The following is a 12,495-nucleotide window of genomic DNA, read 5'->3' on the forward strand; positions in this document are numbered from 1 at the left end:
GGGCCGGGGTATATCGTCCCCGGTGCCAGGATGTCCGCACGCTGTGTGTCACGAGAGGGCTCACGGGCAGGAAGGGCGGCGGGAGGAGGTTCTTCCCGGGATTTGAGAAGGGTGTTCCGGGCTCAGGCGGATGGGGGACTCGACGTGTCGCCGTGCTAGTCGAAACGCTCGCAGAGTTCTTTGCGAAGCATGGTTACCCGTCTGTCCATGGTCCCTCGGAGCTGCGTATCCCGCTCCTGGACCTCCAACCGGAGATGCTGGATTTCGTTGGCCAGCTGGCGGTCTCGCTCCTCGCTCTTGGCTGCCTCCAACTCCACCATGCGTGCTAGATCCTTGAGCTGCTGGTTCACGCGATCCAATCGCTGGTCCAATAGCGCCTGGAGCCGCTGTTCTCCCGGCGTCAGGTTCTGCTCGTTCGTGCCCGTGAACACCAACGTGGAATTCTCCATCGACACTCTCCTTCCGTGGTGACTTCTTGCGTAGGGTGACTCAAAAGGTCACCACGCGTCAAGTCACTGCATGGGTCAGGTGCTCGCGGGCTCTACTTCCTCGGACAGACCCTCACCCCAGCCCTCTCCCAGAGGGAGAGGGGGCTTTCTCGGATCCAACCTGATTGGGTTCGATACCCTCACCCCGTCCCTCTCCCGGAGGGAGAGGGGGTGGTTGGGGTTGGGATTGGAGGTGCTTCGTGGGTTCGCACTACTCGCCGGTCAGCTTGGACTCCAGCTCGTCCAGCTCCCGCTTCACCGCCGTGTCCGTCTCGCGCAGCTTCTCCACCTTGCGCACCGCCGAAATCACCGTCGAGTGGTCCTTGTTGAACCTCGCCGCGATCTCCGGGAACGAACCCTTCGTCAGCTTCCGGCTCAGGTACATCGCCACCTGCCGGGCGTGCGCGAGCGCCTTGTGTCTCCGGTCCTCCTTCAGCGCCTCCACCGGCACCTTGTAGTACCGCGCCACCTCGCGCTGGATGCTCTCCACGTCCACCACCTGTCTCGTCGGCAGCACGTCCTTCAGCACGTGCGACACGAAGTCCACCGTCACCGGTTGTCTCGACAGCGAGTGGATCGCGCTCACCTTCACCAGCGCCCCCTCCAGCTCCCTCACGTTCTTCTGGATCGCCCTCGCGATGAAGTGCGCCACCTCGTCCGGTAGATCCAGACCTTCCAGCGCCGCCTTCTTCTGAAGGATCGCCACCCGCGTCTCGAAGCTCGGCTCCTGGATGTCCGTGATCAGCCCCATGCTGAACCGGCTCCTCAGCCGCTCCTCCAGCCCGGGCACCTCCGCCGGCACCATGTCGCTCGTCAGGATGATGGCCTTGCCCAGCTCGTGCAGCGTGTTGAACGTGTGGAAGAACTCCCGCTGCGTCTCTTCCTTCCGTCCCAGGAACTGCACGTCGTCGATCAGCAGCACGTCGCACTCGTCCCGGAACTTCCTCCGGAACTCCGGCATCCGCTGCTCCCGCACGCTCTCGATGTACTCGTTCGTGAACTGCTCGCTCGACAGGTACACCACCCGCTGCGTCGGATCCCTCTCCCAGATTTTATTGCCGATGGCGTGCAGCAGGTGCGTCTTGCCCAGCCCCGTCCCTCCATACACGTAGAGCGGGTTGTAGGCCCGGCCCGGGCTCTCGGCCACCGCGTGCGCCGCCGCCGCCGCCAGCTGGTTGCTGTCCGCCACCACGAAGCTCTGGAACGTGAAGCGCGCGTTCAACCGCGGCGGCCTCGTCCCTCCCTGGCTCTTGACCTGTGGTGCGGGCTGCAGCGTCGGCGCCGGGGCCAGCCCCTCCACCACCTCGTACGCCAGCGACGTCGCCTCGTCCGTCACCTTCGCCAACGTCGCTTCCATCAACGCCCGGTAGTGGTCGTCCACCCAGTCCCGGTAGAACCGGTCCGGCACGCCCAGCACCAGCACGCCCTCGCGGACCTCCAGCGGCTGCATCCGTCCGATCCACCCCAGGGCATAGTCCCGCTTGTCCTGCCTCAGGCAGTCGAGCATCCGCTCCCAGAGATTCTCGGCACTTGGCGTGTGGGTCAGGGGTCGGGCGAGCGCGTTCACGAATGGCCTCCGGTGCGCTGGCGAACCGCCAGGCAGGGGGCCGTCCGTGCTAACAGCCCCCCCCAGGGCGATCAAGTTTGCCGCCCCAAACCCAGCGATTCCGCACCCCTACGGCCCCCCTTCTGATCGCAACCCCGGCGCGGAATCCTCCACCCCCTCCCGCCGGTTCTCGCCCCCGTCACCCACCTCCTCCCCGTTTCACCCCGGGTGTGGGGCGCAAAACCGGGACGGACCGTCAGCTCCGCACCCCCGGGAGTGATCCGACATTGACTTGGGTGGGAGATCGGGTTACGAGCGCCGCCTTCCTCAGTCTCGTGGATAAGGGTGCCCGCCTCCCGGGCGAACACCCCGTTGTCCCAGGAGTTCAGCCGTGTCCAAGCGCACCTACCAGCCGTCGAAGATCAAGCGCAACCGCACTCACGGGTTCCGCAAGCGCAACTCCACCCGGGCGGGCCAGGACGTGCTCAGCCGCCGCCGCGCCAAGGGCCGCAAGCGCCTCGTGGTGTCCGCTTACAAGAAGTAGCCGGGACTCGCTCGTGACGGCCGAGGGCCAGGCGCCAGCTCGCGACGAGCGCTTCCCCAAGGCCATCCGCCTGCTCCGGCGGCGCGAGTTCCTCGAGGTCCAGGAGGGCGGTCAGAAGATTCCTTCCGACTGCCTCCTGGGGCTCGCCAGGCCCAACGGCAAGCCGTACTCCCGCGTGGGCCTCACCGTCTCCAGCAAGGTGGGCAATGCCGTGGTGCGTGCCCGCCTGCGTCGGCTCCTGCGCGAGCTCTTCCGCAAGCGTCGGGCGCAATGGCCTCCGGGTGTGGACGTAGTCCTGGTCGTGCGCCAGTCCGCCAAGGACGCCTCCTTCCCGGAGATGTCGCGGGCCTTCGATGGAGTCACCCGCAAGCTGCAGAGGCTGTTTCCGTCAGGCCCCCGGGAGTCCGCCCGATGAGCCCGCTCGCCTACCTGCTCGCGCTCCCCATCCGCCTCTACAAGCGGTTCCTCTCGCCGTTGTTGCCACCGGCCTGCCGCTTCCATCCCACCTGCTCCGTGTACGCCCTGGAGGCCCTCCAGAAGCACGGCGCCCTCCGGGGCCTCCGCCTCATCCTCTGGCGCCTGCTGCGTTGCCAGCCCTTCCATCCGGGCGGCTTCGACCCGGTGCCTTGAACGCCCTCTCCCTATGAACGATCTCGATCCGCTCTCGCCCAACTCGGCCGACTCGCAGCGGCGACTCCTGACAGCCCTCGCCCTCGCGATGGTGCTCACCTTCGCCTACACCTTCTTCTTCGCGCCCAAGGGGCCGCCGCCCGAGGCGGGTGCCCAGGACGGAGGGCAGGTGGCGGCCGTCGCGGATGGGGGCACCGCCGCTCCCTCGGCGGGGACCGCCACGCCGCCGCCGTCCGGTGAGTCCGCCGGAGGCACCGCGGTGGCCAACGCGGAGGGCACGCCGCCCCCGCCGGTGCGCACCCTGGACTCCCGGCGTGAGTCGGCGCACTACACCTTCTCCTCGCAGGGCGCGGGCCTGACCTCGGCCGTGCTCCAGGGCGAGAAGATGCGCGAGCAGCAGCACCTCTCGCTCGCCGAGGGCTACAAGCTGCTCTTCGGCGGCGAGGTGTCTCCGCCGCCGCAGATGAACCTGGCGCAGCCCGTGGCGGGCCAGCCCCTGCCGCTCGCCGTCTCCATCGACGGCCCCTCCGCCCTGCCGGCCGACACCCGCTACGCCGTGTCCGAGGACAGTGGCGACGGCCGCGTCACCTTCACCGCGCGCCAGGGGCCGTGGGAAGTCACCAAGACGCTCGTGTGGCCCAAGGAGGGCTTCGAGTTGGCCTACACCGTCCAGGTGAAGAACACCTCGGCCCAGCCGCTCACCGGCGAGCTGTCGGTGCACTACAACCGCGCCATCAACCCCGAGTCCGAGCACGCCCCGTCCTTCTTCGGCGGCGTGGGCAACCTCAGCTACGCCTCGTGCCACGTGGGCGAGGAGAAGCACAAGCTGGGGCCGGACCAGAGCCCGCCGGATGACGAGACGCTGCGCGGCCCGGTGCACTTCTTCGGCATCGACCAGCAGTACTTCCTCTCCGCGCTCTACCCGCTGGATGGGGCCACGCAGGGCCGCTGCTCGCTGGTGGGCACCCCGGAGACGCGCGCCGTCGTCGCCAGCTTCCCCCTCACCGCCGGCCCCGGCCAGACGGTGACGTACCGCTTCGGTGGCTACTTCGGACCCAAGGAGCCGGAGCTGCTCGACGTCGTCCCCGGCCAGGCGCTGCGCCAGACCGCGGGCCTCGCCAGCGTCGCCACCAACCCGCAGCTCGGGGAGACGGTCGACTACGGCTGGTGGGCCGCCATCGCCAAGCTGCTCGTCACGGTGATGAAGTTCTTCCACAACCTCACCGGCAACTGGGGCGTGGCCATCATCCTCCTCACCGTCCTGGTGAAGACGCTGCTGCTGCCCCTCACCCACCGCTCCATGGTCAGCATGGAGGCCATGAAGAAGCTCCAGCCCCGCGTCGAGGAACTGCGCAAGAAGTACGCGGACGACCGCGAGCGCCAGAACATGGAGATGATGAAGCTCTATCAGGAGGCCAAGGTGAACCCGCTCGGCGGCTGCCTCCCGATGCTCATCCAGATGCCCGTCTGGTTCGCCCTCTTCACCGCCCTGCGCAACAGCTACGACATCTACCAGGAGCCCTTCTTCGGCCCCGTCTGGCGCGACCTCACCTACAAGGATCCCACCTACCTGCTGCCGCTCGCCCTGGGCGTCAGCATGATCATCACCCAGAAGCTCCAGCCGCAGATGGGCGACCCCACCCAGGCGAAGATCATGACCTGGTTCGTCCCCATCATCTTCACCCTCACGCTGCTCAACTACCCCGCCGGTCTCGCCCTCTACATCTTCACCAACAACATCCTCTCCATCGCCCAGCAGTACGGCCTGAGGAAGTGGTTGGAGAAGCGCGGCGGCGGTGACGGCGGACTGCCGGCGGGCACGGCCACGGCCACCGCTGGAGGCAAGCGCAAGTGAGCGACGTGCAGCCACCCGAGGCCCCCTCCCCGGCCGGCAATGGCTCGGACTTCCGCGCCCGCGTGGAGCGGCTCCTCACCGACATCCTCGGGTTGATGGGCTTCCCCGCCCGCATCGACTTCAAGGACGCCAGCGACGGCAGTCTCTCCGTCGCCCTCCACTTCCAGGGAGAGCCTCCCCCCGGCGTGGAGCCCGGCAGGCGCAGCCAGGTGGTGGACTCGATGCAGTTCCTCCTCAACAAGATGCTCCACCGCCCCGGCACCGAGCGGCGCTTCGTGCTCGTGGGCGCGGGCATCCACCCGGAGCCTCGCAGCGAGCGGTTGAAGCGCGAGCAGGCCGCCGCGCAGGCTCCGGCGGCTCCGGCTCCGGCGGCTCCGGCTCAGCAGCCCCAGCCGGCTCCGCAGCCGAGGGCCCAGGCCCAGGCCCCCAGGCAGGAGAAGGCTCCCGCCCGGGCCCAGGCCCCGGCCACGCGCCAGGAGAAGGCCCCGGCCGCCCCGGCCCGCCAGTCCGAGTCCGACGAGCGCACCCTGGAGGTGGCCGAGGACCCCGCTCTGCGCGAGGTGGCTCGCAAGCTCGCCGAGAAGTCGGCCTCGCTCGGCCGCTTCTACGCCCTCGTTACAGTGAAACAAGAAGACCGCGCGCGCGTCATGAAGGCGGTAGAGGGCGTTCCGGGGGTGAAGGTCTCTTGCGAGGGCGAGGGCCGCAACCGGCGCGTCGTGTTCACCCCGGCAAAGCCCGCTCCGCTCCCCAAGCGGAGCATGCTGCCGGAAGACGATGACGAGGATGACCTCGAGGGCTGAAGTCCCTCGCGGTCCACCGAGAAAGGGCATGCAATGGGCAAGGCCAAGTCGCTCAAGGACAAGCTGTACGGCGCGGCCGTGGTGAAGATGAGCTTCCGGTTGCGCGGGGACGAGGACTCCCCTGCCTTCAAGTTCGTGTACCCCGGCGTGCTCCGGGACCTCGAGCTGGAGGACGCCGCCGTCGAGAAGTACATCGAGGAGAACCGCGAGGCCGTCGAGCGCGCCGCCCGTGGCTCCACTCCCGTCCAGGGCGCTCGGGAGTGACCTTCCGCGGGGGACCCTTCGGGACGGCCGCCCCGGCGGCTGTCGTGCCGGGGGCCTCTCCGCCCGAGGGCTCGTCCGGTCCGCTTCCGTGACGTCCGACGTATGAGCTCTTCTCCCGCGACCCTCGCCGCCCTCGCCACCGCTCCCGCCGCCGGTGCCGTCGGCATCCTCCGCCTCTCCGGGCCCGCTGCCCTCGAGGCCGGGCGCCTGCTCGCTCCCGGCGTCCCCGCTTCTCCCACGCCCCGCCACGCCTACCTCGCCTCCTTCGTCGATGCCTCCGGCTCCGTGCTCGACGAGGGCCTCTTCCTGTTCTTCCGCGCCCCCCACTCCTTCACCGGCGAGGACGTCGTCGAGCTCCAGGCCCATGGCAGCCCCAGGCTCCTGCGCATGTTGCTCGCTCGTGCCCTCGAGCACCCCTCCGTCCGCCTCGCCGGGCCCGGTGAGTTCACCCGCCGCGCGTTCCTCAATGGCCGCATCGATCTCACCCGCGCCGAGGCCGTCGCCGACCTCGTCGCCGCTGACTCCGAGGCCGCCGTCCGCGCCGCCGCCGCCGGCCTCGTGGGCGCGCTGACCGCTCGGGTTCGTGCCTTGGAGGAGCCCCTGCGCTCGCTTCATGCCGACCTGGAAGGCGTGTTGAACTTCCCCGAGGAGGCCGAGGGCGCCGATGAGGGTGCCGAGCTCCGCGTCGCGCAGCTGCGCGCCTCCGCCGATGCCCTGCTGGCCGAGGTGGGTCGCGGCCGGCTCGTGCGCCGCGGGGCCAGGGTCGCCCTCTACGGGCCCGTGAATGCCGGCAAGTCCACCCTGTTCAACCGGCTCGTCGGCGAGGAGCGCGCTCTCGTCGATGACGAGCCCGGGACGACTCGCGATGTCCTGGAGGCCCGCGTCGAGTGGGACGGGCTCGGTATCTCCCTGCTCGATACCGCCGGTCTTCGTGACGCCCCGGGCCGCATCGAGGCCCTGGGCATCGCTCGCACCCGCGAGGTGCTCGCCGCCGTGGACCTCGCTGTTCTCGTGCTTCCTCCTGGTTCCAGTGCGGCCGAGGCTCGACAGTGGTTGCTCGAGGCGGGCCCGACTCCCGTTCTTCGTGTCTCGGGCAAGTGTGACGTGGTTTTCGGCGTAGACCCTCACCCTGGCCCTCTCCCAGAGGGAGAGGGGATTGACTCGGGCTCGACTCACGGCTCACGTACCCTCACCCCGTCCCTCTCCCGGAGGGAGAGGGGAGGTCTGCCGGTCAGTGGCCTCACGGGTCAGGGCGTGGAGGACCTTCGCTCCGCTGTCCTCTCCCACTTGTGGGACGGCGGTTCTCCCTCCGCCGTCGCCCTCGTCTCCGAACGTCACGCCGATGCCCTCCGGCGGACCGCGGACTCCCTCTCCCGCGCTCAGCTCGCCTGCCGCTTCTCCTCCCTCGAGGTCGTCTCCGGTGAGCTCGGTCTCGCCCTCGAGGCCCTCGGCGAAATCTCCGGCACCTCCGTCTCCGAGGCTCTCCTCGACGCCATCTTCCAGCGCTTCTGCATCGGAAAGTAGACACCTCCTCCCTTCCCAGGGGGATGTCAGACCCCTCCCTAGAATGCCTCCCCTGCCCGGCTCACCCGAGCCGGAGGAGGATAGGGTGATTTCGATGTGCAACAGCCAGGCGGCGTACTCGGCTCTCGAGGCGCTGCCCATGGGATGGGTGGGAGAGATCCTCGACGAGGAACTGGTGGCTTCGCCCCGGCCGGCGCCAGGTCAGGCCCGTGCCGCCTTCATGTTGGGCGTGGAGCTCGGTGAACGGCTCGATCCCCGGCGCGGTGGGTCCGGGCGCTGGTGCTTCCTCCGCGCTCCCGAGCTGCGCCTCGGCCGCGATGTGCTCGTGCCGGACCTCGCCGGCTGGCGCCGTGACAGGCTCTCGGAAGCCCCCGCTCCCGAGGAGCCCTTCCTCACGCTCGCGCCCGATTGGATCTGCGAGGTCCTCGCGCCCTCCACCGCCGCGCTCGACCGCACCCGCAAGCTCCCGGCCTATGCTCGCGCCGGCGTCTCGCACGTGTGGCTCGTGGACCCCTCCGCCCGCACGCTCGAGGTCTTCCAGCGCGTCAAGCGCGGCTGGCTCCTCGTCGACTCCTTCGAGGGCGAGGCCATCGTCCGCGCCGAGCCCTTCTCCTCGCTCCCCCTGGAGCTCACCTCGCTGTGGCTACCCTGCGAGCCGCACCTGGAGGTGGTGCGCTGAGGCGGCGCCCTGGCTCGCCACGAGCAGCCGGGGCGCCTCTTCCGCCGTGCGCACCAGCCGCCGCACCGCCCGCAGCATCAGGTCCGTGTCCAGGGGCGCCGCCAGGAAGCCGCGCGCTCCCAGCGCCTGCGCCTTCAGCACGTCCTGCTCCGGCACCTTGCCCGCCACCAGCAGCTGCGCCCTCGGCCGCCGCTCCAGCGCCTCCAGCGACGGCAGCGGCGCCAGCACCACCGCGCTCTCGTGCGCCGCCAGCACCTCTTCCGTGCTCGCCATGCCCGCCACGAAGCCCGCCTCCCCCAGCACCTTCACCAGCCCCGCCGCCGCCGCCGCTCCCCAGCCGTAGATGAGCACCGCGCCCGCCGTGTCCCTCGCCTCCGGCTCCACCTGCTCCGTCAGCTCCAACAGCTCCGCCAGCTCCTCCACGTCCAGCGGCTCCAGCAGCGGCAGCTCCAGCGCCTCCTGGTGCGGGTTCAGGTCCGGCAGCACGATGGTGCGCGCCGCGAAGAGCGGCTCCGCGTCGAAGTGTCCCCCCTCCGTCAGCGACGCCATGCACGCCTGGTTCAGCTGCATGTCCGCGTCCGCCTCGGGCAGCGAGATGGCCTCCTGCTCCGGACGCCTCGCCGTCTCCCCCTCCTCCGGGTAGAGCCGGGAGATGGCCCGCGAGATGGCCGCGTCCGTCGCCAGCCTCGGCACCACGCGCAGCTTGCGCGTCACGCTGCGCACCGCGTCCAGCGAGTGCATGCTCGCCGGCGCGGCGATCGCCACCACCAGCACCGTGTCCCTCGGGCCCTCCAGCTTCAGCGGCACCACCCGGTGCATCTCCGCCAGCCGCCGCGGCAGCAGCTTCGCCAGGCCCGGCTCCAGCACCTCCGCGTCCAGCGCCACCGCGGGCACCCCCGTCTGCTGCGCCAGCGCTCCCAGCACCTGCTCCACCGAGCAGAAGCGCAGGTCCACCACCACCTGCCCCAGCGGCACGCCCCACTTGCGTTGGTAGGCCAGCGCCGACTGCAATTGCAGCTCGTCCACCGCCCCCATCTCCAACAGGATTTCTCCCAGTCGCTTCTTCGTCCTCATTGGCTGGCCCCCTCGCGTGCCGCTGCAACGCTCGGTCCCCCCCGGACCCGGTCGATCGGCGTCCACCCCTGTAGGACATTTTCACGTCTCGTGTCTTCCGCCTTCGCGCCACCTGCTTTCTTGTGAGCGCCATTTCCCGTCTGCTTTCGAGGGCCTGTCTGGTTGGTCTGGAGATGGGAGGCGGTCCCCGTCGGGTTCTGGACGTCCGGGGTCCTCGTGAGGGGACGGGCTTCCGTCCGCCCGTCCCTCCACGGCCCATGCACGGCTGCTCACGTTTGAGCCTGGGGGCGATCATGGACACCACCGCGGGTTCTCTGGAGTCGGCCACCCCTTTGCGGATGGGGGCCTGGCCGTGGGGGCAGCGGGCGCTGACCCGCATCGAGGAGCTGAAGGCGCTCTGCCAGGAGATGGCGCTGCGCCCGAACGCGGCCGTCAACGCGGCGGAGCTGGCCAGGGATGCGCGCGAACATCTCGGCCGTGCCGCCCGGGCCGTCCACCAGAAGCGCTCCCCCTGGGGCCGGAGCGGCGTGTTCATCGACACCATCGAGACCAGCCTCCACGCGGCGCAATGCCTGATGCTGCGGTACATGCCGCTCGGAGACCTGGAGGCACGGTTGCCCGAGCTCATCGCCATCATCCGGGAGCATCTCCCCGCCCAGGATCCGCGCCGGGTGGCGGTCGAGGAGTTGCTACAAGCCCCGCACGCCTCTTCCCTGCTGACCGAGCCGAAGCGCGAGACCGTGGCCACCGCCGTCGAGGCCGCCCTGGCGGCGCAGGAGCAGGAGCAGGTGCGCGTGCGCAGCTTCCGCAACATCGTGTACGGCGTCACCGCCTGTCTCACGCTGCTCGCTGTCGGGCTCGGAATCCTCATGGCCGCCAACCCGAAGCTCATGCCCATCTGCTTCCAACCCCAGGGGCAGATCGTCTGTCCCTCGGCGAGCCAGCCGGTCCCCTCACACGTGGAGGACCCGGACCCCCTGTTCGCCGAGCTCGCGACGAGAGCGGACTACTTCGTCATCGAGCTGGTGGGGCTCACCGCCGCCGCCGTGGCCGCCGCCGCGAGCCTGCGGCAGCTCCGGGGCACCTCCGTCCCCTACAGCGTCCCCCTGGCCCTCTCGCTCCTCAAGCTGCCCACCGGCGCCCTGACCGCCGTCCTCGGGCTGCTCCTCATGCGCGGCCAGTTCATCCCCGGCCTGTCCGCGCTCGATACGTCCGCGCAGATCATCGCCTGGGCGATCGTCTTCGGCTACGCCCAGCAACTGTTCACCCGCCTGGTCGACCAACGCGGCCAGGCCCTCCTCAACTCCGTGGGCGGCGCGGAGAACGCCACGCTCATGGACCAGCGGATGGCCCCGGAGCCGACCCCGAAGCCCTGAGTCGGAGGGGCGAATGCCCTGAAGCTCGTGGCCGGCATCGTTCACTGACGACCGTCATCGACGCATGACCCTTGAAAAACGCGTCGCCCCGTCGCTCAGTGCACCCGCGCAATCCACGCTTGAAGAGAGGAATCGGACATGGCCACGTTGAAGACGAAGTCCGGAGTGGAGCTCTATTACAAGGATTGGGGCAAGGGTCGGCCCGTCGTCTTCAGCCATGGCTGGCCGCTGAACGCGGACATGTGGGAATACCAGATGATGTTCCTCGCCGAGCGGGGCTATCGCGTCATCGCCCATGACCGCCGTGGATTCGGCCGCTCCAGCCAGCCCTGGGAGGGTTATGACTATGACCACTTCGCCGATGACCTGGCGGAGCTGATCAACTCGCTCGACCTTCGCGATATCACCCTCGTCGGCTTCTCGATGGGCGGCGGCGAGGTCGCGCGCTATCTGGCCCGTCATGGCACTGGCCGCGTCTCCAAGGCCGCGCTGCTCGGCGCGGTGACACCGTTCCTGCTCAAGACGGAGGGGAATACGGCCGGTGTGCCGAAGGCCATGTTCGACGGAATCCGCGCCGGCGTCCTCGCCGACCGTCCGCAGTTCTTCTCCGACTTCGGCAAGCTCTTCACCGGGGCCAACCGCCCGGATGCGAAGGTCTCGCAGGGGCTCCTCACCTGGACCCTGTCCATGGCGCTGATGGCGTCGTTGAAGGGCACCCATGACTGCATCGCCGCCTTCAGCGAGACCGACTTCCGCAAGGACCTGGCGGCCTTCAAGGTGCCGACCCTCGTCATCCATGGCGACGATGACCAGATCGTCCCGTTCGACATCAGCGGCAAGCTCGCGGCCCAGATGATTCCGGGCTCGCGCCTCGAGGTGTATCCGGGTGCGCCGCACGCCCTGTACTTCACCCACAAGGACCGGCTGAACGCCGACCTGCTGTCCTTCATCAAGGGCTGACCGCGTTGAAGTAGCGCGTTGCATGACCCGGCCTCCTCGCCTACCCAGCACGGGAGGCAGGGGGCCGATTTGCGCCGCGATGCGGGCACACCCAGCGTGTCCCGGGGTATCGCGGCGAACGTACGCTCATGGAGGCGGCACATGCGAATCCTGGTGATTGGCGCGACGGGGACCATCGGGCAGGCCGTCGTTCAGGCGCTCAAGGGGCGCCACGAGGTGCTGGAGGCGGCTCGCAGCCGTGGCACCCATCAGGTGGACATCACCTCGAAGGACTCGCTGCTCAAGCTCTTCCGGTCCGTCGGTCCCGTCGATGCGATCATCTCCGCGACCGGCTCCGCCGCCTTCAAGCCCCTCACGCAACTGGGGGACGAGGACTTCCAGTTCAGCCTGGGCAACAAGCTGATGGGCCAGGTGAATGTCGCGCGGCTCGGGCTCGAGCACGTGCGTGACGGGGGCTCCATCACCCTCACCAGTGGCGTGCTCGCGCAGGAGCCGATGCCGGGCACCTCCGCCATCGCGCTCGTCAACGCGGCGCTCGAGGGCTTCACGCGCGCGGCGGCGCTGGAGATGCCGCGCGGGGTGCGCATCAACGTCGTCAGCCCACCGTGGGTGAATGAGACGCTGGAGGCGCTCAAGATGAAGGGCGTGCCGGGCATGCCCGCCGCCCAGGTGGCTCGCGCCTACGTGGAGAGCGTGGAGGGCAAGGGCAACGGGCTGGTGCTCGACGCGCGCAAGTTCGCTTGAGATGAGGGCTT

14 protein-coding genes are annotated in these 12,495 nt (G+C 69.4%); 11 read left to right on the forward strand and 3 right to left on the reverse strand.

Annotated elements, in window-relative coordinates:
- Positions 1-155: 155 nt before the first annotated feature.
- Both NR810_RS29935 and dnaA read right to left on the reverse strand, forming a co-directional pair.
- Positions 156-449 (reverse strand): hypothetical protein, encoded by a 294-nt coding sequence (locus tag NR810_RS29935; RefSeq protein WP_257457726.1) that lies wholly within the window; start codon positions 447-449, stop codon positions 156-158.
- A gap of 250 nt (positions 450-699) precedes the next feature.
- The gene (gene dnaA / locus NR810_RS29940; RefSeq protein ID WP_257457729.1) at positions 700-2,055 is read right to left on the reverse strand and encodes a chromosomal replication initiator protein DnaA; all 1,356 of its coding nucleotides are present in this window, start codon (positions 2,053-2,055) and stop codon (positions 700-702) included.
- A 370-nt stretch (positions 2,056-2,425) separates the two neighbouring features.
- Between dnaA and rpmH the strand changes: the two genes are divergently transcribed.
- From rpmH to NR810_RS29980, 8 genes are all read left to right on the forward strand, one after another.
- Positions 2,426-2,578, forward strand: a complete 153-nt coding sequence (gene rpmH / locus NR810_RS29945) for a 50S ribosomal protein L34 (RefSeq protein WP_002621386.1) — start codon at positions 2,426-2,428, stop codon at positions 2,576-2,578.
- Between the two features lie 13 nt (positions 2,579-2,591).
- Positions 2,592-2,993: a ribonuclease P protein component gene (gene rnpA / locus NR810_RS29950; RefSeq protein ID WP_257457731.1), complete on the forward strand. Its 402-nt coding sequence runs from the start codon at positions 2,592-2,594 to the stop codon at positions 2,991-2,993.
- Entirely contained in the window at positions 2,990-3,208 is a 219-nt protein-coding gene (gene yidD, locus NR810_RS29955; RefSeq protein WP_257457732.1) for a membrane protein insertion efficiency factor YidD, read from the forward strand. Before rnpA ends, yidD begins: the two co-directional genes overlap by 4 nt.
- A 13-nt stretch (positions 3,209-3,221) precedes the next feature.
- Complete coding sequence (yidC, locus tag NR810_RS29960; RefSeq protein ID WP_257457736.1) at positions 3,222-5,063, forward strand: membrane protein insertase YidC; 1,842 nt, start codon at positions 3,222-3,224, stop codon at positions 5,061-5,063.
- A complete protein-coding gene (locus NR810_RS29965; RefSeq protein ID WP_257457737.1) occupies positions 5,060-5,863 on the forward strand; it encodes a KH domain-containing protein in 804 nt (267 codons plus the stop codon). The genes yidC and NR810_RS29965 overlap by 4 nt, the downstream gene beginning before the upstream one ends.
- 33 nt (positions 5,864-5,896) lie before the next feature.
- Complete coding sequence (locus NR810_RS29970; protein ID WP_257457738.1) at positions 5,897-6,127, forward strand: hypothetical protein; 231 nt, start codon at positions 5,897-5,899, stop codon at positions 6,125-6,127.
- A gap of 102 nt (positions 6,128-6,229) precedes the next feature.
- Positions 6,230-7,651 carry a tRNA modification GTPase gene (locus NR810_RS29975; protein WP_257457739.1) on the forward strand — a complete coding sequence of 474 codons (1,422 nt, stop codon included), beginning with the start codon at positions 6,230-6,232 and terminating at the stop codon, positions 7,649-7,651.
- 94 nt (positions 7,652-7,745) lie between these two features.
- Positions 7,746-8,330, forward strand: a complete 585-nt coding sequence (locus tag NR810_RS29980; protein ID WP_257457913.1) for a Uma2 family endonuclease — start codon at positions 7,746-7,748, stop codon at positions 8,328-8,330.
- Here NR810_RS29980 and NR810_RS29985 read toward each other — a convergent pair.
- A complete protein-coding gene (locus tag NR810_RS29985) occupies positions 8,295-9,404 on the reverse strand; it encodes a GspE/PulE/PilB domain-containing protein (RefSeq protein WP_257457742.1) in 1,110 nt (369 codons plus the stop codon). The two genes, NR810_RS29980 and NR810_RS29985, sit on opposite strands and share 36 nt — an antisense overlap.
- A 293-nt stretch (positions 9,405-9,697) precedes the next feature.
- Here NR810_RS29985 and NR810_RS29990 point away from each other — a divergent pair, with 293 nt between their 5' ends.
- The 3 genes from NR810_RS29990 to NR810_RS30000 all read left to right on the forward strand — a co-directional run bounded on the left by NR810_RS29990 (position 9,698) and on the right by NR810_RS30000 (position 12,484).
- A complete protein-coding gene (locus tag NR810_RS29990; RefSeq protein WP_257457744.1) occupies positions 9,698-10,780 on the forward strand; it encodes a hypothetical protein in 1,083 nt (360 codons plus the stop codon).
- 138 nt (positions 10,781-10,918) lie between these two features.
- A complete protein-coding gene (locus NR810_RS29995; RefSeq protein ID WP_257457746.1) occupies positions 10,919-11,740 on the forward strand; it encodes an alpha/beta fold hydrolase in 822 nt (273 codons plus the stop codon).
- Positions 11,741-11,881: 141 nt separating this feature from the next.
- Entirely contained in the window at positions 11,882-12,484 is a 603-nt protein-coding gene (locus tag NR810_RS30000; protein ID WP_257457747.1) for a short chain dehydrogenase, read from the forward strand.
- Positions 12,485-12,495: the final 11 nt, after the last annotated feature.

The organism is Archangium lipolyticum (assembly GCF_024623785.1).
In the GTDB taxonomy this organism is placed as follows: domain Bacteria; phylum Myxococcota; class Myxococcia; order Myxococcales; family Myxococcaceae; genus Archangium; species Archangium lipolyticum.

Bases quoted from the DNA above. Each gene is read 5' to 3' on its own strand.
- NR810_RS29935 (WP_257457726.1), bottom strand. From the start codon at position 449: ATGGAGAATTCCACGTTGGTGTTCACGGGCACGAACGAGCAGAACCTG.
- yidD (WP_257457732.1), top strand. From the start codon at position 2,990: ATGAGCCCGCTCGCCTACCTGCTCGCGCTCCCCATCCGCCTCTACAAG.
- yidC (WP_257457736.1), top strand. From the start codon at position 3,222: ATGAACGATCTCGATCCGCTCTCGCCCAACTCGGCCGACTCGCAGCGG.
- NR810_RS29970 (WP_257457738.1), top strand. From the start codon at position 5,897: ATGGGCAAGGCCAAGTCGCTCAAGGACAAGCTGTACGGCGCGGCCGTG.
- NR810_RS29975 (WP_257457739.1), top strand. From the start codon at position 6,230: ATGAGCTCTTCTCCCGCGACCCTCGCCGCCCTCGCCACCGCTCCCGCC.
- NR810_RS29980 (WP_257457913.1), top strand. From the start codon at position 7,746: ATGTGCAACAGCCAGGCGGCGTACTCGGCTCTCGAGGCGCTGCCCATG.
- NR810_RS29985 (WP_257457742.1), bottom strand. From the start codon at position 9,404: ATGAGGACGAAGAAGCGACTGGGAGAAATCCTGTTGGAGATGGGGGCG.
- NR810_RS29990 (WP_257457744.1), top strand. From the start codon at position 9,698: ATGGACACCACCGCGGGTTCTCTGGAGTCGGCCACCCCTTTGCGGATG.
- NR810_RS29995 (WP_257457746.1), top strand. From the start codon at position 10,919: ATGGCCACGTTGAAGACGAAGTCCGGAGTGGAGCTCTATTACAAGGAT.
- NR810_RS30000 (WP_257457747.1), top strand. From the start codon at position 11,882: ATGCGAATCCTGGTGATTGGCGCGACGGGGACCATCGGGCAGGCCGTC.